The following is a 20,631-nucleotide window of genomic DNA, read 5'->3' on the forward strand; positions in this document are numbered from 1 at the left end:
CTCCCTTGAGGTGGACCGGTTTAGGGAGAGCGCATGCTTCAGGTCGCACCGCTGCACGACGGCTGGACCCTGCGGCACGACGGCGAGGCGCTTCCGGCGGTGGTGCCGGGCTGCGTGCACACCGATCTGCTGGCCGCCGGGGTGATCCCGGACCCCTTCCTCGGGCGGAACGAGACCGAGGTGGCGTGGGTCGGGCGGCGCGAGTGGACCTACGAGCGCGACCTCGTGGCGGAGCCGAACGGGCACGAGCAGACCGACCTCGTCTTCGACGGGCTCGACACCGCCGCCGAGATCAGGATCGACGGCCGGCTCCTGGGCCGGGTACGGAACATGCACCGCTCCTACCGGTTCGACGTGACCGGCATGAGCGGCCGGCTGACCGTGCGGTTCGCCTCCGCGTACGCCGAGGCGGAGGCCGTGCGGGGGAAGGTCGGCGAGCGGCCCGCCGCGTACGCCGAGCCCTACCAGTACCTCCGCAAGATGGCCTGCTCCTTCGGCTGGGACTGGGGGCCGACGCTGGTGACGGCGGGGATCTGGCGCCCGGTGCGGCTGGAGCGCTGGGAGACCGCCCGCATCGCGCGGGTGCGTCCCCTGGTGAGCGTCGAACAGGGCGCGGGCGTCGTCGAGTTGCACGTCGAGGTCGAGCGTTCCCGGGTCGAGGCCGCGCTCGCCGTCGAGGCCCGGGTGGGCGGTGTCCGGGTGCGCGGCGCGATCGACGGCACGAGCGGCACCGTGCGGCTGCGGGTGCCGGACGCCGCGCTGTGGTGGCCGCGCGGGTACGGCGAACAGCCGCTGTACAACGTGGAGTTGACGCTGCTGAACGGTACGCGGGCGCTGGACGGGTGGCACCGGCGGATCGGGTTCCGCACGGTCGGGCTGGACACCTCGGCGGACGCGCACGGCACCGGGTTCACGCTGGTCGTCAACGGGGAGCGGCTGTTCGCGCGGGGCGTGAACTGGATCCCGGACGACGTGTTCCCGTCCCGGATCACCCGCGAGCGCTACCGGCGGCGGCTCACGCAGGCCGCCGAGGCGGGCGTGGACCTCGTCCGGATCTGGGGCGGGGGGATCTACGAGAGCCGTGAATTCTACGACGCCTGCGACGAGTTGGGGCTGCTGGTGTGGCAGGACTTCCCGTTCGCGTGCGCCGCCTACCCGGAGGAGCAGCCGCTGCGGGGCGAGGTGGAGGCGGAGGCGCGGGAGAACGTGGTGCGGCTGATGCCGCATCCGTCGCTGGTGCTGTGGAACGGCAACAACGAGAACCTGTGGGGGTTCCGTGACTGGGGCTGGGAGGAGTCGCTGGCCGGGGACTCGTGGGGCGAGGGGTACTACCTGGGTCTACTGCCGCGTGTCGTCGCGGAGTTGGACCCCACGCGGCCCTACACGGCCGGCAGTCCCTGGTCGGGTTCGTGGGAGCGGCATCCTAACGACCCCGCGCACGGCACGCACCACTCGTGGGAGGTGTGGAACCGCCTCGACCACTCCGCCTACCTCGCCGAAGTCCCGCGTTTCGTCGCGGAGTTCGGCTGGCAGGCGCCGCCCGCGTGGGCGACGCTGCGGCGGGCGCTGCCCGGTGAGGAACTGGCGCCGGACTCCCCCGGTGTCCTGCACCACCAGAAGGCGGACGACGGCAACGGCAAGCTGGAACGCGGGCTCGCGCACCATTTCGCCCTGCCCGGCGGGGACTTCGACCGCTGGCACTATCTGACGCAGGTCAACCAGGCGCGGGCCGTGGCGACCGGCGTCGAGCACTGGCGCTCGCACTGGCCGGTGTGCGCGGGGACGGTCGTGTGGCAGCTCAACGACTGCTGGCCGGTGACGAGTTGGTCGGCGATCGACGGGGACGGGCGGGAGAAGCCGCTCTACCACGAGCTGCGCCGGCTGTACGCGGACCGGCTGCCGACGTTCCAACTCCGGGGTGGGCGGCTGGTGTTGGCGTGCGTCAACCAGGGGGCCGGGCAGTGGCGCGGGAGGGTGTCGCTGCGCCGGATGACCGTGGACGGGGAGGTGGTCGCCCGGTCCGAGGTGCCGTTCACCGTCGGGCGCAGGGCAGTCGGTGAGGTGGCCGTCGAACGGGAGCTGGTGCCGGACGGGGCCAAGGAGTTCCTGGTCGCCGACCTGGACGGGCTGCGGGCGCTGTGGTTTCCCGTCGCCGACCGTGAGATCCCGTATCCCCGGCCGGAGTTCGAGGTCGAGGTGGCGCCGGGCGAGGTGACGGTGACGGCGCTGACCCTCGTCCGGGACCTGCTGTTCCAGGCGGACCGGCTGGGGCCCGGGGTGCGCACGGACCGGGGGCTGGTGACGCTGCTGCCCGGGGAGCGGGTGACGATGGGGGTGAGCGGGTGGGAGAGTCCCGACGCCGCCGCCGCGCGTGCCGCGCTGTACTGCCAGGAGCCCGCTCGATGACGAGTACCAGTCCCCGCGTCACCATCAAGGACGTCGCCGCGCGCGCCGGTGTGTCGAAGGGGGCGGTGTCGCTCGCCTTCAACCACAAGCCGGGGCTGTCCGAGGCGACGCGGGACCGGATCTTCGCCGCCGCGCGGGAGCTGGGGTGGGCGCCGAGCCTGACGGCGCGTTCGCTCGCGGGGGCGCGGGTGGACGTCGTGGGGCTCGCGATCTGCCGGCCGGCGCGGATGCTGGGGCTCGAACCGTTCTACATGGAGTTCGTCTCCGGGGTGGAGAGCGTGATCGTCGAGCACTCCTGCTCGCTGCTGCTGCGGCTGGTGAAGTCGCCGGAGGAGGAGGCGGGGCTGCTGGAGTCGTGGTGGCGGGGGCGGCAGATCGGGGGGTCGATCCTCGTCGACTTCCGGGCGGACGATCCGCGGGTCGCCGTCGCCGAGCGGCTGGGGATGCCGGTAGTGGCCGTCGGGGACCCCGCGCTGACCGGGGCGCTGACGGCCGTGTGGACCGACGACGCGGCGGCGATGCGGGAGGCGGTGCGGTATCTCGCGGCGCTCGGGCACCGGCGGATCGCGCGGGTGGGGGGCGCGGCGGAGCTGGGGCACACGGCGACGCGGGCGGCGGCGTTCGACGCGGCGGCGCGGGAGCTGGGGCTCGCCGGGGCGCGGCAGGTGGCGACCGACTACTCCGGGGAGGCGGGGGCGCGGGCGACGCGGTCGATGCTGACGTCCGCCGAGCGGCCCACGGCGATCGTCTACGACAACGACATCATGGCGGTGGCCGGGCTGTCGGTGGCCCAGGAGATGGGGGTGCGGGTGCCGGCCGACGTGTCGCTGCTCGCCTGGGACGACTCGCAGCTGTGCCGGCTGACGCATCCGACGCTGTCGGCGATGAGCCATGACGTGCACGGGTTCGGGGCGGAGGTGGCGCGGACGCTGTTCGGGGTGATCCTGGGGGAGGGTGCCGGGTCGCATCCGGTGGCCACTCCGGTGCTGACGCCACGGGGGTCGACGGCGCCGCCACGGCCGTGATCAGGCTTACGGGACGCACACTTCCGGTGTGACCTTCGCCGCTCCGACCCCCGGGGCTGGGCAGTCACGTTACTGATAAGTAGCATGGGGGCTGAGCGCCCGCTCAGCGATCAGCGGAGGGCGGCGCGTCGCAGCTGTGCCATCCCGCACCTGGAGGAGCCATCGTGCCTCGTACCGTCAGGGACGTCGTCTTCGTCGACGGCGTCCGCACCCCGTTCGGCAAGGCGGGCCCGAAGGGCATCTACCACGAGACCCGGGCCGACGACCTCGTCGTGAAGGCGATCCGGGAGCTGCTGCGCCGCAACCCCGGCCTGGACCCGAAGAAGATCGACGAGGTCGCGATCGCGGCGACCACACAGATCGGCGACCAGGGCCTGACCATCGGCCGCACGGCCGGCATCCTCGCGGGCCTCCCGCAGTCCGTGCCCGGCTACTCCATCGACCGCATGTGCGCGGGCGCCCTGACGGCCGTCACCACGGTCGCCGGCTCCGTCGCGTTCGGCGCGTACGACATCGCCGTCGCCGGTGGCGTCGAGCACATGGGCCGCCACCCGATGGGCGAGGGCGTCGACCCGAACCCGCGGTTCGTCAGCGAGAAGCTGGTCGACGAGTCGGCGCTGTTCATGGGCATGACCGCCGAGAACCTGCACGACCGCTACCCGCAGATCACCAAGCTGCGCGCGGACGAGTACGCGGTGCGCTCGCAGGAGAAGGCCGCGAAGGCGTACGCGAACGGCAAGATCCAGGCCGACCTGGTTCCGATCTCCGTCCGCCGCACGAACGAAGAGGCCGGTGAGACGGGCTGGGGCCTGGTCACCGCCGACGAGCCGATGCGCCCGGGGACGACCCTGGAGAACCTGTCCGGCCTGAAGACCCCCTTCCGGGTGCACGGCCGGGTCACCGCGGGCAACGCGGCCGGTCTGAACGACGGCGCGACCGCGTCCCTCATCGCGTCCGAGGACTTCGCGCGCGAGAACGGCCTGCCGGTCAAGATGCGCCTGGTCTCCTACTCTTTCGCGGGTGTGGAGCCGGAGGTCATGGGCTACGGCCCGATCCCGGCCACCGAGAAGGCGCTCGCGCAGGCGGGGCTGTCCATCGAGGACATCGGCCTGTTCGAGATCAACGAGGCGTTCGCCGTCCAGGTCCTCGCCTTCCTGGACCACTACGGCATCGCGGACGACGACGAGCGCGTCAACCAGTACGGCGGCGCGATCGCCTTCGGCCACCCGCTGGCCTCCTCCGGCGTCCGTCTGATGACGCAGCTGGCCCGCCAGTTCGAGGAGCAGCCACACGTCCGCTACGGCCTGACGACCATGTGCGTCGGCTTCGGCATGGGCGCGACCGTCATCTGGGAGAACCCGCACTTCGAGGGGGACAAGTGAGCACCACCGCTGAGCTGTTGAAGGGTGCGGCCGAGCTGTTCCCCGACGAGGTCGTCACGTCGGCGCACGTGCGCCACTTCGACCTCCCCTTCGGCGCGGGCCGCTTCGCGCTGATCACGCTGGACAACGGCCTCGACCACACCAAGCCGACCACGTTCGGCCCGGCGTCGCTGGCGAACCTGAACACGGCGCTCGACCAGGTCGAGGCGGAGGCCGCGGCCGGCGACATCGTCGGCGTCGGCGTCACCGGCAAGCCGTTCATCTTCGCGGTCGGCGCCGACCTCAAGGGCGTCGAGCTGCTGAAGGAGTGGGACCACGCCTACGCGATCGGCAAGGGCGGCCACGACGTCTTCAAGCGCCTCGCGACCCTCGCGGTGCCGACGTTCGCGTACTACAACGGCGCGGCCATGGGCGGCGGCGTCGAGGTCGGGCTGCACTGCCGGTACCGGACCGTCTCCAAGGCGATCCCGGCGTTCTCGCTGCCCGAGGTCTTCCTCGGCCTCGTGCCCGGGTGGGGCGGCTGCACGCTGCTGCCGAACCTGATCGGCGCGGAGAACGCCGTCTCGGTGATCGTCGAGAACAGCCTCAACCAGAACAAGCAGCTCAAGGGGCAGCAGGTCTTCGACCTCGGGATCGCCGACGCGATCTTCGAGGGCGCGGACTTCCTGGAGCAGTCGCTGATCTGGACGGCGTCCGTCCTCAAGGGCGACGTCAAGGTCGAGCGGCCGGCCGTCGACCGCGGTGAGGCGTGGGACCAGGCCGTCGCCAAGGGGCGGGCCTTCGCCGACTCCAAGGTGCACGGCGCGGCCCCGGCCGCCTACCGGGCGCTGGACATCGTCGCCGCCGCGAAGGACGGCGACCTCCAGGCCGGGTACGACGCCGAGGACAAGGCGCTCGCCGACCTGATCATGGGCGGGGAACTGCGCGCCGGGATCTACGCGTTCAACCTCGTGCAGAAGCGCGGCAAGCGGCCCGCCGGGGCGCCGGACAAGTCGCTGGCGCGTCCGGTCACCAAGGTCGGTGTCGTCGGCGCCGGTCTGATGGCCTCGCAGCTCGCGCTGCTGTTCCTGCGCCGCCTCGAGGTGCCGGTCGTGCTGACCGACATCGACCAGGAGCGCGTCGACAAGGGTGTGGGCTACGTCCACGCCGAGATCGACAAGCTGCTCGGCAAGGGCCGGATCAACCAGGACAAGGCCAACCGGCTCAAGGCCCTGGTCACCGGCGTCCTCGACAAGGCCGAGGGCTTCTCCGACGCCGACTTCGTCATCGAGGCCGTGTTCGAGGAGATCGGCGTCAAGCAGCAGGTGTTCGCCGAGGTCGAGGCGGTCGCCCCGGCGCACGCGATCCTCGCGACCAACACCTCCTCGCTGTCGGTCACCGAGATGGCGTCGAAGCTGAAGCACCCCGAGCGGGTCGTCGGCTTCCACTTCTTCAACCCCGTCGCCGTGCTGCCGCTCCTGGAGATCGTGCGCGGCGAGCAGACGGACGACGCGGCCCTCGCGACCGCGTTCGGCGTCGCCAAGAAGCTGAAGAAGACGGCCGTCCTCGTCAAGGACGCGCCCGCGTTCGTCGTCAACCGCATCCTCACCCGGTTCATGGGCGAGGTGCAGAACGTCATCGACGAGGGCACGCCGGTCGAGGTCGCCGAGAAGGCCGTCGAGCCGCTGGGCCTGCCGATGTCGCCGCTGGTCCTCCTCGAGTTGGTCGGCCCCGCCATCGGTCTGCACGTCTCCGAGACCCTGCACGGCGCCTTCCCGGACCGCTTCACCGTCTCCCCCAACCTCAAGGCGGTCGTCGAGGCGGGCAAGCGCGGCTTCTACGTCTACCGCCCGGAGAACGGCTTCAAGCCGGAGCTTGACCCCGAGGTCGCCGCCCTCCTCAAGCAGGGCACCGACGTCCTCACCGAGGAACAGGTCCGCGCCCGCGTCCTCGAAGCCGTGGCCCAGGAGATCGGGCTCATGCTGGACGAAGGTGTCGTCGCCGAGGCCCAGGACATCGACCTCTGCCTCATCACCGGCGCCGGCTGGCCCTTCCACCTGGGCGGCATCACGCCGTACCTCGACCGCGAGGGCGTCTCCGAGAAGGTGAACGGCAAGAAGTTCCTGGCGGCGGGGGCGGCGTCGGTTCCGGCGTAACACCCACAGCCGTACGGAGAGGGCCCTCGCGGGAAGCGGGGGCCCTTTTCGCTGCGTCGGCGGGCACCAACGGCCATGCCCTGTAACGGTTTTCGCGTCCCGGGCCGAGAACGGGCGACAGGTTCCCGACTCAGGAGGGCGCACTGGTGGACGACGCGGAGCAGGCACGGGGCGGACCGGCCGCGGCGGTGCGTGCTCCACGGCTCTTCGAGGAGTTCTACCGGCGTCACGTCGACGCGGTACTGCGGTTCGTGGCCCGGCGCGTCGACGACCCGCACACCGCGGGCCGACCTCACCGCCGAGATCTTCCTCGCCGTCCCCGACTCCCCGGATCGAGGAGCGGATCGACGCGAGGCCCTGGCCACCCCCGTACGGCTGCCGGAGGGCGAGCGCGCCCTCATGGAGCTGCCGGCCGTCGAGCAGCTCACAGTGCCGGGGCGCCGGTCGGGGCGGCGACCTTCGCGATGCGAGAGCAGGAGCCGACTGTCGAGGACCAGCACGAACCGAGGCGCGGGCTCGGCGTGTTCGGCGTCCGCGTGACGTTCGAGAACACGCGGGGGACGGCCGGCCTCGCGCGGTGGAGCAGCGAGGCCGTGCCCTGGGTGCCGGAGAAGGTCAGCCTGCCCGGTGGCTGAGTTGTTCCTGCTGTTCCAGCCGGCTGTGCTTGCGGCCGTACAGGAAGTACACCGCGAAGCCGAGTGCCATCCAGAGGCCGAACCGCAGCCAGGTCTCGGCGGGGAGGTTGAGCATGAGCCAGAGGGAGGCGGCGACGGAGAGGATGGGGATGAGGGGGACCCAGGGGGTGCGGAAGGCGCGGGGGAGGTCGGGGCGGGAGCGGCGGAGGATGACGACGCCGATCGCGACGACCACGAAGGCGAACAGGGTGCCGATGTTGACCAGTTCGGCGAGTTCGCTGAGGGGGGTGAAGCCGGCCACGATCGCGATGACCACGCCCAGGAGGATCGTCGGGCGGTGGGGGGTGCGGAAGCGCGGGTGGACGTGGGAGAAGAACGTCGGCAGCAGGCCGTCGCGGCTCATCGCGAAGAAGACCCGGGTCTGGCCGAGCAGGAGGATCATGCAGACGGTCGTCAGGCCGACCGCCGCGCCGAAGCTGATGAACCCGGCGAACCAGGGATGGCCGGTGGCCTTGAAGGCGTCCGCGAGGGGCGCGGTGACCGAGAGGTCGGTGTAGTGCTGCATGCCGGTGACGACGACGGAGACGGCCACGTAGAGCGTCGTGCAGATGAGCAGGGAGCCGAGGATGCCCCGGGGCATGTCGCGCTGGGGGTTCTTGGTCTCCTCGGCCGCCGTCGCCACCACGTCGAAGCCGATGAACGCGAAGAAGACGACGGAGGCGGCGGTGAACACGCCCATGACGCCGAAGTTGGAAGGCGCCCAGCCGAACATGAGCTGGACCAGCGGGGACTGGAGGTCGCCGCCCGCTTCGACCGGCTGGGACTTCGGGATGAACGGGTCGTAGTTGTCGCCCTTGACGAAGAAGGCGCCCGCGATGACGACGACGAGGACGACGGTCACCTTGATCGCGACGACCAGCGACGTCACGCGCGCGGAGAGCTTGGTCCCGAGGACGAGGATCCCGGTGAGGACGAGGACCAGGGCCGCGGCGAGGATGTCGAAGCCGAAGCCGTCCGCGCCGTCCCGCCCGCTGAGCGCGGCCGGCAGGTGCCAGCCCGCGTTGTCCAGGAGCGAGGCGATGTACCCGGACCAGCCGACGGCCACCACCGCCGTGCCGAGCGCGAACTCCAGGACGAGGTCCCAGCCGATGATCCAGGCGGGCAGCTCCCCCAGGGAGGCGTAGCTGAACGTGTACGCCGAACCGGCGACCGGGACGGTCGAGGCGAACTCGGCGTAACAGAGCGCGGCGAGCGCGCAGACGACGCCGGCGACGACGAACGCGAGGGCGACGGCCGGGCCCGCGTTGTTCTTGGCGACCGTGCCGGTGAGGACGAAGATGCCGGTGCCGATGATGACACCGACGCCGAAGACCGTCAGGTCCAGGGCGGACAGGGACTTCTTGAGAGCGTGCTCGGGCTCCTCGGTGTCCTGGATCGACTGCTCGATCTTTTTCGTCCTGAAGATACTGCTGCTCACGGGTCGGACCTCCCACGCCTGATCATCGAGAGGGGGCGTAGGTCGTATGCCCGGACGTCACACCATTAACGCGAATGGACCGGATCCGTCACTCTAAGTAGTGAAGGATCCGGCCCATCCAGGCGTGTCAGTCGCGCGCCGACTCCACGGAACCGACCTCGGCGTCACTGCCGTAGCGGCCGTCGAGCCGCGAGACCAGGCCGGTGACCTGCCGCGCGATGTCCGGCGCGGTCAGCCCGATCTCCGCCATGACCTCCGCGCGCGAGGCGTGGTCGAGGAAGCGCGGCGGGATCCCGAAGTCACGCAGCGGTACATCGACGCCCGCGTCCCGCAGCGCCTGCGCGACCGCCGAGCCGACACCGCCCACGCGCGAGTTGTCCTCGACGGTGACGACCACCCGGTGCTGGTCCGCGAGCGGTGCCATCGCCTCGTCGACCGGCTTCACCCAGCGCGGGTCGACGACGGTCGTCGTGATGCCCTGCTGGTCGAGCAGGCCGGCGATCTCCAGGCACATCGGCGCCAGCGCGCCCACGGAGACCAGCAGGACGTCCGGGGAGTCCGTGCCCGGCTCGCGCAGCACGTCCATGCCGCCCACGCGCCCCACGGCCGGGACGGCGGGCCCCACGGCGCCCTTCGAGAAGCGGACGACGGTCGGCGCGTCGTCCACCTCGACGGCCTCGCGCAGTTGCGCGCGCACCTGGTCGGCGTCGCGCGGGGCGGCGAGCCTGAGCCCCGGGACGACCTGGAGGATCGACATGTCCCACATGCCGTTGTGGGAGGCGCCGTCGGTGCCGGTGACGCCCGCGCGGTCCAGGACGAACGTGACACCGCACTTGTGCAGGGCGACGTCCATCAGGACCTGGTCGAAGGCGCGGTTCAGGAACGTCGCGTAGACGGCGAAGACGGGGTGCACGCCCGCGTGCGCGAGGCCGGCGGCGGAGACGGCGCCGTGCTGCTCGGCGATGCCGACGTCGTAGATGCGGTCGGGGAACGCGTCAGCGAACTTCTTCAGGCCGACCGGCTGGAGCATCGCGGCGGTGATGGCGACGATGTCCTCGCGCTCCTTGCCGAGCGCGACCATCTCGTCCCCGAAGACGGACGTCCAGTCGGCGCCGGACGCCTTGACCGGCAGGCCGGTGTCGGGGTGGATGGGGCCGATGCCGTGGAAGCGGTCCGCCTCGTCCTGGAGGGCCGGCTGGTAGCCGCGGCCCTTCTCGGTGATGCAGTGGACGATGACCGGGCCGCCGAAGCGCTTCGCGCGCGTGAGCGCCGACTCCAGGGCCTCGATGTCGTGGCCGTCGATCGGGCCGAGGTACTTCAGGCCCAGGTCCTCGAACATGCCCTGCGGGGCGATGAAGTCCTTGAGGCCCTTCTTCGCGCCGTGCAGGGTGTCGAAGAGGGGCTTGCCGACGACCGGGGTGCGCTCCAGGAGGTCCTTGCCGCGGGCCAGGAAGCGCTCGTAGCCGTCCGTGGTGCGCAGGGTCGCGAGGTGGTTGGCGAGGCCGCCGATGGTGGGCGCGTAGGAGCGCTCGTTGTCGTTGACGACGATGACCAGGGGGCGGTCCTTGGCGTCGGCGATGTTGTTGAGCGCTTCCCAGGCCATGCCGCCGGTGAGGGCGCCGTCCCCGATGACCGCCGCGACGTGGGCGTCCCGGTTCAGGATCTCGTTGCCCTTGGCGATGCCGTCGGCCCAGCCGAGGACCGTGGAGGCGTGGCTGTTCTCGATGACGTCGTGCTCGGACTCCGCCTGGGAGGGGTAGCCGGAGAGGCCGCCCTTCATCTTGAGCTTCGAGAAGTCCTGCCGGCCGGTGAGGAGTTTGTGCACGTAGGACTGGTGTCCGGTGTCCCAGAGGATTTTGTCCCGGGGGGACTCGAACACGCGGTGCAGGGCGATGGTCAGTTCGACCACGCCGAGGTTCGGGCCGAGGTGGCCGCCGGTCTTGGAGACGGCTTCGACGAGGAAGGTCCGGATCTCCCCCGCCAGCTGGTCCAGCTCCTCCAGGCTGAGCCGGTCCAGATCGCGCGGTCCCGTGATGCGGGTCAGCAGCGGCACCCGTGCCTCCTTGCAGTAGAGCTGTTCGAGCTGTTGCCGGGCTTGTCGAGTCTAATGTTCCGTCCCGGTGGCCGGACTCCGGCCCATGGGTCGTACGTCACGCGTTCGGCCGTACCCATCATCGGCTGAACCTATGACATGACCGCGCCCGGCACTCGTGTTCGAGTGCCGGGCACGTCAGGTCGGATCGGCTCGCGGGGAGCGTCAGCCGCGTCCGGACGCCTTCTGGCTCTTGCGGGACACCGAGTCGATGACGACCGCGCCGAGCAGGACGCCACCGGTGATCATGTACTGGATGGACGTGTTCATGTTGAGCAGGTCCAGGCCGGTCTGGATCGACTGGATGACCAGCATGCCCAGCAGCGCCGACCACACCGAGCCGCGTCCGCCGAAGAGCGACGTACCGCCGATGACCGCCGCGGCGATCGCCAGCATCAGGGTGTTGCCGCCGCCCGCGTTCAGCGTCGCGGACGCCGTCTGGCCGGCGAAGAACATGCCGCCGACCGCCGCGAAGCCGCCGGAGATGGCGAAGACGCTGATGCGGATCATCGGCACGTTGATACCGGCGCGGCGGGCCGCCTCGATGCCGCCGCCGACCGCGAAGACCTTGCGGCCGTACGTCGTGCGGCGCAGCACGAAGTCGACGATGACCAGCGCGGCGAGGAAGATCACCAGCGAGTTGGAGACACCGTTGGAGTTGTTCAGGACGGCCGCCGCCGCGAACGAGGCGATGGCGAGCAGGCCGACCCGGATCAGGATCTCGGCGGTGGGCCGGAACGGGACGCCGGCCTCCTTGCGGCGGCGCTGCTCGCCGAAGTTGCCGACCAGCGAGAGGACGACCGCGAGGCCGGCCAGCAGGTAGGCGCCGATGATCTGCTGGTCCATGAAGAACGAGCTCTGGCCGAGGAGCTTCACCGGGCCGGAGTCCGAGGGGATGTTGATGGTGCCGGAGGAGCCCAGCAGCCACAGCATCAGGCCGTTCCAGCCGAGGAAGCCGGCCAGGGTGACGACGAACGCGGGCACGCCGATCTTCGCGAAGAACCAGCCGTGCAGCGCGCCGATCGCGGCGCCGGTGAGCACCGTCAGGAACAGCGAGAGCCAGGGGTTCATGGTGTGGTCGACCACAAACACCGCGAACAGGGTCGAGGCGAGGCCGCTGACCGAGCCGACGGACAGGTCGATCTCGCCGAGCAGCAGCACGAACACCAGGCCGATGGCGAGCATGCCGGTGGCCGAGAGGAAGTAGCTGATGTTGGAGAGGTTGTCGGCGCTCAGGAACCGGTCGTTCTTCACCTGGAAGATCGTCCAGATGACGATCAGGCCGAGGACGACGGGCAGGGAGCCCAGCTCACCGCCCTTGACCTTGCGGACGAACTCCGTCCAGTAGCCCTTGAAGCCCTCTTCGCGGACGAGGAGGCGGGGGTCGACGACGGTGACCGGGGCGGCCGTGGGGTCGTCGGCGGGGGCGACGGTGTCCTGGCCCTCGGCGGCCTTGGTGGCGTCGGCCTTCGCCGTCTTCTCCGCCTCGGCCTGTTCGGCCTTGGCCGTCTTCTCGGTCTCCACGACCTGGGTGTCCTTCGTGTCCTGCGTCTTCTTCGGGGTGTCGCTCACTTCGCCGCCTCCGTGGTGCGACGCCCGGCACGGCGGGTCACGGCGTTGTCCGTGGCGCCCGTGATCGCGGCGATGATCTCTTCGTGGCTGGTGTCCTTCACCGGGAAGGAGCCGTTGTTCCTGCCCAGGCGCAGCACGGTGACCGTGTCGGCGACCGCCTTGACGTCGGCCATGTTGTGGCTGATCAGGATGACGCCGAGGCCGCGCTCGCGCAGCCGCTCGACGAGGTCGAGGACCTGCGCGGTCTGCTCGACGCCGAGGGCGGCGGTGGGCTCGTCGAGGATGACGACCTTGGGGTCGCCGATGAGGGCGCGGGCGATCGCGACGACCTGGCGCTGGCCGCCGGACAGGCTCGCGATCGGGATGCGGACGCTCGGGATGCGGATGGAGAGCGTCGACAGCAGCTCGCGCGCGTTCTTCTCCATCGTGACCTCGTCGATCGTGCCGCGGCGCAGCAGCTCACGGCCGAGGTAGAGGTTGCCGACGACGTCGAGGTTGTCGCAGAGCGCGAGGTCCTGGTAGACGGTCGCGACACCGAGGGACTGGGCGTCGTTCGGCTTGTTGATGCTGACCGCGTCGCCCTCCCACTCGATGACGCCCTCGTCGATCGGGTGGACCCCGGCGATCGTCTTGACCAGCGTGGACTTTCCTGCGCCGTTGTCGCCGACCAGGGCGACCACTTCTCCGGCGTGGACCTCCAGATCGACGTCGGTGAGGGCCTGGACCGCACCGAATCGCTTGGAGACTCCGCGCAACGCCAGCACGGGCGTAGCGGACACGTGAACCATCTCCTTCGCCGCCTGACCGGCGGGATGCCGCGCTGGGTTTACAGGCGCGGAGGGTCGTGCGCGGGCGCCCTGTCGGACGTCTCCCGCGCACCGGGCTTTACAAGATGAACATGCGCGCGCCGGCTGCCGTCGGCAAGGGCGTCACGCGCTCCCCGGTCCGTCCGGCGCCCGTCCCGGTAGCGGGACGTAGAGGTGGGGCGGACGCCGGACGAGTTCGGGGGGTAGGGGGTACGGGGGTGGCTCCGGGGTCGTACGGGGACGACGGTGAGGGGCGAGGGGGATCGGATGGCCCGCTGTGCCGGCCGCCCCGATCCGCTCCGCCCCCGTGGAACCCGTAGTACCTGTGGGGCGTGGGCTCCGTCGTACCTGCCCGGAGCCCCGTACCCCCGTGGCCGCCTACTGGAGGCCGGCGGCCTTGCAGGGGGCCGCGAACTCGCCGGTGCAGATCTGCGCGGCGGTGTAGAGACCGTCCTTGACGACGGTGTCCTTGATGTTGGCCTTGGTCACCGAGACCGGGGTCAGCAGCTGCGAGGGCACCTTGTTGCCGGAGCCGCTGGTCAGGGTGGTGGTGGCGAGGGAGGAGATGTCCTTGCCGTTCAGCAGGTCGACCGCCATGGTCGCGGCGGCCTCGGCCTCGGGCTTGAACGCCTTGTAGACGGTGGAGGACTGGGTGCCGGCGACGATGCGCTGGATGCCCGCGAGCTCCGCGTCCTGGCCGGTCAGCGGGATGCCGCTGATGCCGGCGCCCTTGAGGGTGTTGGCGATGCCGCCGGACATGCCGTCGTTGGCGGAGTAGACGCCGGCGATGTTCTTCGCGCCGATCTGCGTGATCGCGGCGGACATCTTCTGCGCGGCGACGGTGTCCTTCCACAGGCCCGACTGCTCGTAGGCGATGGTGACCTTGCCGTCGAGGGCCTTGTGGGCGCCTTCCTTGAACTGCGCGGCGTTCGGGTCGGCGTCGTCGCCGTTGATCATGACGATCTTGGACGCCTTGGTGGCCTTCGCGCCGAGCGAGGTGAGCAGCGCCTGGCCCTGGAGCTCGCCGACCTTGACGTTGTCGAAGGAGACGTAGCCGGAGACCGGGCCCTGGGCGAGGCGGTCGTACGCGACGACCTTGACGCCCTTGTCGACCGCGGCCTGGATGGAGGACTTGATCGCGGCGGAGTCCTGGGCGGAGACCACGATCACCTTGACGCCCTTGGTGATCATGTTGCTGACCTGCTGGGCCTGCATGGTGGCGCTGGCGGCGGCGTTCGCGTACTCGACCTTGCAGTCGGCGCAGAGGGCCTTGACCTTGTCCTCGAAGTACGGCTTGTCGAACTTCTCGTACCGCGCGGTCACGGTGTCGGGGAGGAGCAGCCCGATGGACTTGCTGCCACCGCCGGAGCCGGTGCCTGCGGACGACGCGTCGCTGCCGCTGTCCTTGTCGTCGCCCGCCTTGCCGCACGCGGCCATCGCGAGGGCCATGGAGACGGCGGTGGCGCCGATGGCGAATCTACGCATCGTTGCGTTCATGGGGTTTGCCTCCCTGACAGGGCCGCAACGCTGCGGCCGAGGTGGCTGGAAGTCAACTCGGCCGTACGTTCGGCGTCAAGAAGTAAATACTTAACGAGATGGCAACGGCGGAATGCGTTCTCTAAGTGAAGGCGGGTGTAGCGGACGTCAGCGTGCCGTCCAAAAGCGTCGAATCGCCCATCTCGCTCAGGGCCAGCGCGAGCGCCCCGAGGACCTCCGCGCGGCCCCCCAACGCCCCCGGCAGCACGGTCAGTTGACGTGCCGCGCTGGGGATGGCGTAGCGCCCGACGGACTCCCGGATCGGCCCCAGTACCAGCTCTCCGGCCTCCGCGAGATCCCCGCCGAGGACGACTCTGCTGGGGTTGAGCAGGTTGCAGAGGTTGGCGACGCCGCTGCCGATGTGGCGCCCCACATCAGCGATGACACGGCGGCAGCCGGGGTCTCCGTCCCGCGCGAGGCGCACCATGCCCTCGACCGTGAGTTCCGGGCCGTGACTGGGCCGAAGGAGTGGCAGGACGTAGCGCGCGGCGGTGAACGTCTCCAGGCAGCCCCGGTTCCCGCACCGGCAGACGGGGCCGGACTCGTCGAGCGTGATGTGCCCGATCTCGCCCGCCGTGCCGCCCGGACCCCGGTAGATCCGCCCGTTGATGACGAGGCCCGCGCCGACGCCGCTGGCGACCTTGATGTAAGCAAGATCACGGACGCCCCGGCCGCTCCCCCACACCATCTCGCCGAGCGCGCCGAGGTTGGCGTCGTTGTCGACGTGGACGGGGACGCCGAGCCGGCCGCGCAGTTCCTCGGCGGGTCGGGTGCCGATCCAGCCGGGCAGGATCGCGGAGGAGCCCAGCGTCCCGGACTCCAGGTCGATCGGGCCGGGGACGCCGAGACCGACGCCGGCGATCTTCGAGCGGTCCACGCCGGTCGCCTCGATCAGGCGGCTGACCAGCTGTTCCGCCCGGTCGAAGCCCTGCGCGGAGGACGCGTCGACGTCCAGCGGCTCGGCCTCCTCGGCGAGCACCTGGTGGGCGAGGTTGCCGACGGCGACCCTGAGGTGCGTGTGGCCGAAGTCGACCCCGATGACGATGCCGGCGTCCCCGCTGAGGCTGACGCTGCGCGCCCTGCGGCCGCCCGCCGACGTGGGCGTGACCTCGACGGTCCCGCCTTCCTTCAACTCCCGGACGATGTTGGAGACGGTCGCGGCGGACAGGCCGGTCGTGCGGGCGATCTCCGCCTGGGTGAGGGATCCGGCCAGCCGGACGGCCCGTACGACCCGCTCCAGGTTGGCTCGGTGCAGTGACGACTGCGACCCTGGAGTCTCCACGACGACCTCCCGCGCGCGAGGCCGCATCGACGAGGCCCCGTCTATGTCCAACTAGTGAACTCTAAGCTGAGCCGTTCCGGTCGCCTCCCGTCAAGAGGTTGAACAGTTTCCGGGGAGATGCGGGGCGCAAGGTGTGGGGGATGCTCGTGCAAGCGTTTTCTGCCGCTTTCACCAGGTGTACGGGGATCACTTCACGGCGCCCGCGGTGAGCCCCGCGACGACCTGGCGCTGGAAGACGACGTACGCCCCGAGCACCGGCAGCATCGCCATCACCAGGCCCGCGAAGAGCCCTGACCAGTCGCCCTTGTAGCCCTGGCTGACGGCGAGCTGGACGAGGCCCTGGGTGAGGACGCGTTTGTCGGGGTCCGTGTTGAGGACCGTGGGCAGCAGGTACTGGTTCCACTGGCCGAGGAAGTTGAAGATGCCGACGCTGACCAGGGCGGGCCGGGCCATGGGCAGCATGATCTGGAAGAAGGTCCGGCTGTGCGAGGCGCCGTCGACGAACGCCGCCTCGGCGACGGAGGTGGGCAGGGTGCGGAAGAACGCCGTCAGGAAGAAGACGGTGAACGGCAGCGAGTAGGCGATGTAGACCAGGATCAGCCCGTGGATGGTGTTGAGCAGGCCCATGTTGTTCACGACGTAGAACAGCGGGACCAGGGCGAGCATCACCGGGAAGCTCATGCCGCCGACGAACAGGTAGTAGACGAACCGGTTGCCGGGGAACTCGAAGCGGGCCAGCACGTAGGCGGCCATGGAGCCGAGGACCAGCGTCCCGACGAGCGAACCGCCCACCACCACGAGCGTGTTGAAGAAGTAGTCGCCCATGTCGGCCTCGGTCCAGGCCCGGCCCCAGTTCTCGAAGTGCAGCCGGTCGGGCAGCGCCCAGGGCGAGTTGAAGATCGAGGAGTCGGTCTTGAACGACGTCATCACCGCCCACACCAGCGGCAGGACGACCATCACGGCCCACAGGATCAGCACGCCGTGCGAGAAGACGTTGAGGACGCCCCCCTCCCGCTTGGCGCGCGGCGCGGGAGGGGTGTCGCCGGAGACCTTGGCGAGCGGCGCGGGAGCGGGTGTCTCGGTGGTCTTCATCAGTACTCCAGCCGCTCCCGCCGCCCCAGCCGCATCACGACCGCGGCGAACGCGAGCGTGACGACGAGCAGGGCGACGCCGATGGTGGTGGCGTAGGCGGCCTGACCGTCCCGGAACGCCGTCTGGTACACGTACAGCGTGAGCACCGTCGTCGAGTAGTCGGGTCCGCCGGGGCCCACGGTCATGACCTGGACGACGGCGAACGACTCGGCACCGAGGGCGAGGATGCCCATGTAGACCCAGCCGGACTGCACGGTGTCCCACAGCAGCGGCAGGGTGATGCGGAAGAACGTCGCGGCCCGCCCGGCGCCGTCCAGCAGCGCCGCCTCGTACAGGTCGGCCGGGATCGACGCCATGCCGGCGGAGAACAGGACGACGAAGAAGCCGACGGTGGACCAGACCAGCACGGCCATCACGCACCACAGCGCGAGATCCGGATCGCCGAGCCACAGCGGCTGTACGCCGTCGAGGCCCACTCCCCGCAGGATCGAGTTGATCGCGCCGCTGTCCGGGTTGTAGGCGAAGGCGAACAGCAGCGCGACGATGACGATCGACAGGACCTGCGGAAAGAAATAGACGATCTTGTAGAACGAGGATCCCCGGACGCCCGTGACCGCCGGTCCGCCCTTTCTCCGCCGGCCGCCCACATTGATCATGAAGGCGAGGAAGAGGGCGAGACCGATGGTCACGAGCGGCAGCAGCACCGCGAAGAGCAGGCTGTGCTGCAGCGATTTCCAGAAGACGTCGTCCTCGAACATCCGCCGGTAATTCGCGAACCCGACCATCTTGAATTCGGGGCTCAGGCCGGTCCAGTCGGTGAACGAGTAGTAGATCGACTGGACGAACGGCCACAGGACGAACAGGCCGTAGATCCCCAGGGGCAGTGCGAGAAACCCGGCGATGAACCGGTACTGGCCGTGCCGCATCGCTCCACCGCTGCCTTTACTGGTGTTTGTAGTGCTTGATGGACGTGTCCTTCGCGGCGGCGTCGGCGTACCCCTGGATCTTGTTGATCGCCTCGACGGGGGTGAGCCGGCCGGCCATCATCTCGCCGAGCCCGGAGACGCCGATCTGCTCCTTCTGGAGCTTGACGTACCAGTCCTGGAGCCGGGGGTTGAGGACGTTGGCGCCGGCCTTCGCCAGCGCGGCGACGCCCGACTTCAGACCGGGGGTCAGGGTGATGCCGTCGGTGCCGCCGTCGAAGGCGCTCAGCGACTTGACCTTGGCGGTGAAGTTCCGCGACGACGCCTCGCTCAGCATGATGCGCAACTGCTCCATGCCGCCGAGGGCGTTGGCCGCCTTCGCGGGGACGATGAACGGCTCGCCGCCGGACGCCCAGAGCGTGCCGAACGGCATCTTGTCGGAGGCGTCGATGCCGGTCGGCGCGGAGACCGCGAGGTCGAAGTCGGCGGGCATGACGTTCGCCGACTCGTTCTCGACCCAGGAGCCGTTGGGGATGAACAGCGCCTTGCCCTGCGCCCACGCCGTCTGGGACTGGATGTGGTCCAGACCGGGGGTACCTCTGAGGACGTACCCCTTCTTGTAGAGCTCGTAGTACGCCTCGAAGCAGGTCTTGACGGCCGGGTGTTTCCAGGCGTTCGGCTCCAGGTTGTCGATCGCGTCGAGGACTTCGCGGCCGCCGACCTTGCCGATCATCGGGTACAGCGAGAAGGGCAGGTAGTACGGGTACTTGCCCGCGTACGTCCAGCCGGCCATACCCTTCTTCTTGGCCTTCTCGCACACCGCGAGCATCTGGTCCCAGGTCTCGGGGTACGTCGCGTCGAGGGCGTCCAGGGCCTTCTGGGAGTACCAGACGCCGTACACGGTGTAGGCGTAGTACAGGATCCACACCGGGTCGCCGTCGAGCTGCCCCATCTCGACGATGCCGGGGCGCAGGGTGTCGCGGACCTTCTTGGCGGGGTCGTCGTAGGACGGGGCGTCGAGCAGCGGGGTGAGGTCGGTGAGCTGCTTCTTGCCGGCCAGGATGCCCATGTCCATCTGTTCGGCGCCGGAGTTGTCGATCAGGTCGGGCGGGGTGCCCTGGTTGAAGCGGGGCGACAGGACGGTCTGGATCTTCTGGGTGGCCGAGAACTTCACCTTGGCCTTGGGGAACGCCTTCTCGTACGTCTTCACCGCGTCCGTCGCGTACGCGGTGCCGAAACCGCCGTCGAACAGGACGAACTCCAGGGTCGCGGAATCGTTCACGCCGAGCGGGTTCTGCGCGGTCTTCGTCCCCGTCTTCGCCTTCTCCTCGCTGTCGCCGCCGCCGCTGGCGCAGGAGGTGAGCAGCGAGACGGCGGGGACGGCGCCGAGGCCGAGTGCCGCCGTCGTCCTGATCATCGTGCGGCGGCCGACGCCTGCCGGTCCCCGGCTTTCTGCGGATGTGGATCCCATGCTCAAGTCCTCGCCTTCTCCAGGACTCAGGGCGGTACCGGAACTGACCGGCACCGCGTCGGGTCAAGCAGGGTCGTGCAGGAAACGCCGACAGGTATAGTCCATTTCCCGGCGGCTGAGCAAGATCGAATGCAAGGTTCGTCAAGGGTCTTTTCCGAGTTGATACCTCCCAGAAATCCGGAGCCACCGCTTACGCCCCACCCCGCGAATTCCCTCCCGCCAGCCGGAAAGCGTTTGCCGACCCCGAGTTCACCGCTGCGCGCCGGAGCTCGCCACCTCCTCCGGGGAGGGCGAGCGCGACTTCAGAGGGCGAAGCGGTTTCACCCGTTCGTGGTGCCAAGTGGAGGGGATTCGGCCGTGGATTCGGGCGGGGCGGCGCGTGGCTGCTCGCACCGCGCACGCGCATCGGCACCACAATCCGGCCGGGCGCCGGCCGCGCCGAGACCGTGACCCGCGCGTCGGGGCCGCGTGGCGCCTCCCCATCGGGGGGCTCGACTCCGTCGGGTGTCGGCCCGTCAAGTGGTCCAAACGTGCGGGCTGTTCGGCACCGCGCGGAGCCGAGGCGGCCGGCCGGTGGCTCCCTCGGCGCGGCGGGGTCATGTCCCGCTGGGTGGTGTACCGGCGTGGAGCCGGTGACTCGGCGGGCTGGCCCCCTGGGCCAGCACCAGTGAGCAGCCCACGCCCTGGCCGGGCAGGCCGGTAGGCGCGGCTCCAGCTCCGGGCGGAGGCCAGCAGCCTCGCGTCGCCACACCATCCACGGCGGAGCGGGTGCCGTTCATGAGCGATGGCACCCGGCC

At 70.2% G+C, this 20,631-nt stretch carries 14 protein-coding genes; 5 read left to right on the forward strand and 9 right to left on the reverse strand.

Annotation, left to right across the window (positions count from 1 at the left end; translation table 11 throughout):
- Window positions 1-33: 33 nt before the first annotated feature.
- The 5 genes from IAG44_RS09080 (at window position 34) to IAG44_RS09100 (ending at window position 7,583) form a co-directional block, all read left to right on the forward strand.
- Entirely contained in the window at window positions 34-2,406 is a 2,373-nt protein-coding gene (locus tag IAG44_RS09080) for a glycoside hydrolase family 2 protein (protein ID WP_187746622.1), read from the forward strand.
- Entirely contained in the window at window positions 2,403-3,431 is a 1,029-nt protein-coding gene (locus IAG44_RS09085; protein WP_187746623.1) for a LacI family DNA-binding transcriptional regulator, read from the forward strand. The genes IAG44_RS09080 and IAG44_RS09085 overlap by 4 nt, the downstream gene beginning before the upstream one ends.
- A 164-nt stretch (window positions 3,432-3,595) precedes the next feature.
- The gene (locus tag IAG44_RS09090; RefSeq protein ID WP_187746624.1) at window positions 3,596-4,813 is read left to right on the forward strand and encodes a thiolase family protein; all 1,218 of its coding nucleotides are present in this window, start codon (window positions 3,596-3,598) and stop codon (window positions 4,811-4,813) included.
- Window positions 4,810-6,948, forward strand: a complete 2,139-nt coding sequence (locus IAG44_RS09095; protein WP_187746625.1) for a 3-hydroxyacyl-CoA dehydrogenase NAD-binding domain-containing protein — start codon at window positions 4,810-4,812, stop codon at window positions 6,946-6,948. Before IAG44_RS09090 ends, IAG44_RS09095 begins: the two co-directional genes overlap by 4 nt.
- Window positions 6,949-7,412: 464 nt before the next feature.
- Window positions 7,413-7,583, forward strand: coding sequence for a hypothetical protein (locus tag IAG44_RS09100; protein WP_187746626.1), 171 nt, complete (start codon window positions 7,413-7,415; stop codon window positions 7,581-7,583).
- Here the strand turns inward: IAG44_RS09100 and IAG44_RS09105 are convergent.
- From IAG44_RS09105 to ngcE, 9 genes are all read right to left on the reverse strand, one after another.
- A complete protein-coding gene (locus IAG44_RS09105; RefSeq protein WP_187746627.1) occupies window positions 7,564-9,060 on the reverse strand; it encodes an amino acid permease in 1,497 nt (498 codons plus the stop codon). The genes IAG44_RS09100 and IAG44_RS09105 overlap by 20 nt on opposite strands.
- 127 nt (window positions 9,061-9,187) lie before the next feature.
- Window positions 9,188-11,113, reverse strand: a complete 1,926-nt coding sequence (dxs, locus tag IAG44_RS09110; protein WP_187746628.1) for a 1-deoxy-D-xylulose-5-phosphate synthase — start codon at window positions 11,111-11,113, stop codon at window positions 9,188-9,190.
- 204 nt (window positions 11,114-11,317) lie between these two features.
- Window positions 11,318-12,676 carry a sugar ABC transporter permease gene (locus tag IAG44_RS09115; RefSeq protein ID WP_187752587.1) on the reverse strand — a complete coding sequence of 453 codons (1,359 nt, stop codon included), beginning with the start codon at window positions 12,674-12,676 and terminating at the stop codon, window positions 11,318-11,320.
- Between the two features lie 44 nt (window positions 12,677-12,720).
- Window positions 12,721-13,512 (reverse strand): ATP-binding cassette domain-containing protein, encoded by a 792-nt coding sequence (locus tag IAG44_RS09120; protein ID WP_187746629.1) that lies wholly within the window; start codon window positions 13,510-13,512, stop codon window positions 12,721-12,723.
- A gap of 396 nt (window positions 13,513-13,908) precedes the next feature.
- Complete coding sequence (locus IAG44_RS09125; RefSeq protein WP_246561595.1) at window positions 13,909-15,027, reverse strand: sugar ABC transporter substrate-binding protein; 1,119 nt, start codon at window positions 15,025-15,027, stop codon at window positions 13,909-13,911.
- A gap of 121 nt (window positions 15,028-15,148) precedes the next feature.
- The gene (locus tag IAG44_RS09130; protein ID WP_187752589.1) at window positions 15,149-16,348 is read right to left on the reverse strand and encodes an ROK family transcriptional regulator; all 1,200 of its coding nucleotides are present in this window, start codon (window positions 16,346-16,348) and stop codon (window positions 15,149-15,151) included.
- 186 nt (window positions 16,349-16,534) lie between these two features.
- The gene (locus tag IAG44_RS09135; RefSeq protein ID WP_187746630.1) at window positions 16,535-17,440 is read right to left on the reverse strand and encodes a carbohydrate ABC transporter permease; all 906 of its coding nucleotides are present in this window, start codon (window positions 17,438-17,440) and stop codon (window positions 16,535-16,537) included.
- The gene (locus IAG44_RS09140; RefSeq protein WP_187746631.1) at window positions 17,440-18,366 is read right to left on the reverse strand and encodes a carbohydrate ABC transporter permease; all 927 of its coding nucleotides are present in this window, start codon (window positions 18,364-18,366) and stop codon (window positions 17,440-17,442) included. The genes IAG44_RS09135 and IAG44_RS09140 overlap by 1 nt, the downstream gene beginning before the upstream one ends.
- 16 nt (window positions 18,367-18,382) lie before the next feature.
- Window positions 18,383-19,834 (reverse strand): N-acetylglucosamine/diacetylchitobiose ABC transporter substrate-binding protein, encoded by a 1,452-nt coding sequence (gene ngcE, locus IAG44_RS09145; protein WP_187746632.1) that lies wholly within the window; start codon window positions 19,832-19,834, stop codon window positions 18,383-18,385.
- Window positions 19,835-20,631: the final 797 nt, after the last annotated feature.

The organism is Streptomyces roseirectus (assembly GCF_014489635.1).
Lineage (GTDB): Bacteria > Actinomycetota > Actinomycetes > Streptomycetales > Streptomycetaceae > Streptomyces > Streptomyces roseirectus.

Bases quoted from the DNA above. Each gene is read 5' to 3' on its own strand.
- IAG44_RS09120 (WP_187746629.1), bottom strand. From the start codon at position 13,512: ATGGTTCACGTGTCCGCTACGCCCGTGCTGGCGTTGCGCGGAGTCTCC.
- ngcE (WP_187746632.1), bottom strand. From the start codon at position 19,834: ATGGGATCCACATCCGCAGAAAGCCGGGGACCGGCAGGCGTCGGCCGC.
- IAG44_RS09135 (WP_187746630.1), bottom strand. From the start codon at position 17,440: ATGAAGACCACCGAGACACCCGCTCCCGCGCCGCTCGCCAAGGTCTCC.
- IAG44_RS09080 (WP_187746622.1), top strand. From the start codon at position 34: ATGCTTCAGGTCGCACCGCTGCACGACGGCTGGACCCTGCGGCACGAC.
- IAG44_RS09125 (WP_246561595.1), bottom strand. From the start codon at position 15,027: ATGAACGCAACGATGCGTAGATTCGCCATCGGCGCCACCGCCGTCTCC.
- IAG44_RS09085 (WP_187746623.1), top strand. From the start codon at position 2,403: ATGACGAGTACCAGTCCCCGCGTCACCATCAAGGACGTCGCCGCGCGC.
- IAG44_RS09140 (WP_187746631.1), bottom strand. From the start codon at position 18,366: ATGCGGCACGGCCAGTACCGGTTCATCGCCGGGTTTCTCGCACTGCCC.
- IAG44_RS09100 (WP_187746626.1), top strand. From the start codon at position 7,413: ATGCGAGAGCAGGAGCCGACTGTCGAGGACCAGCACGAACCGAGGCGC.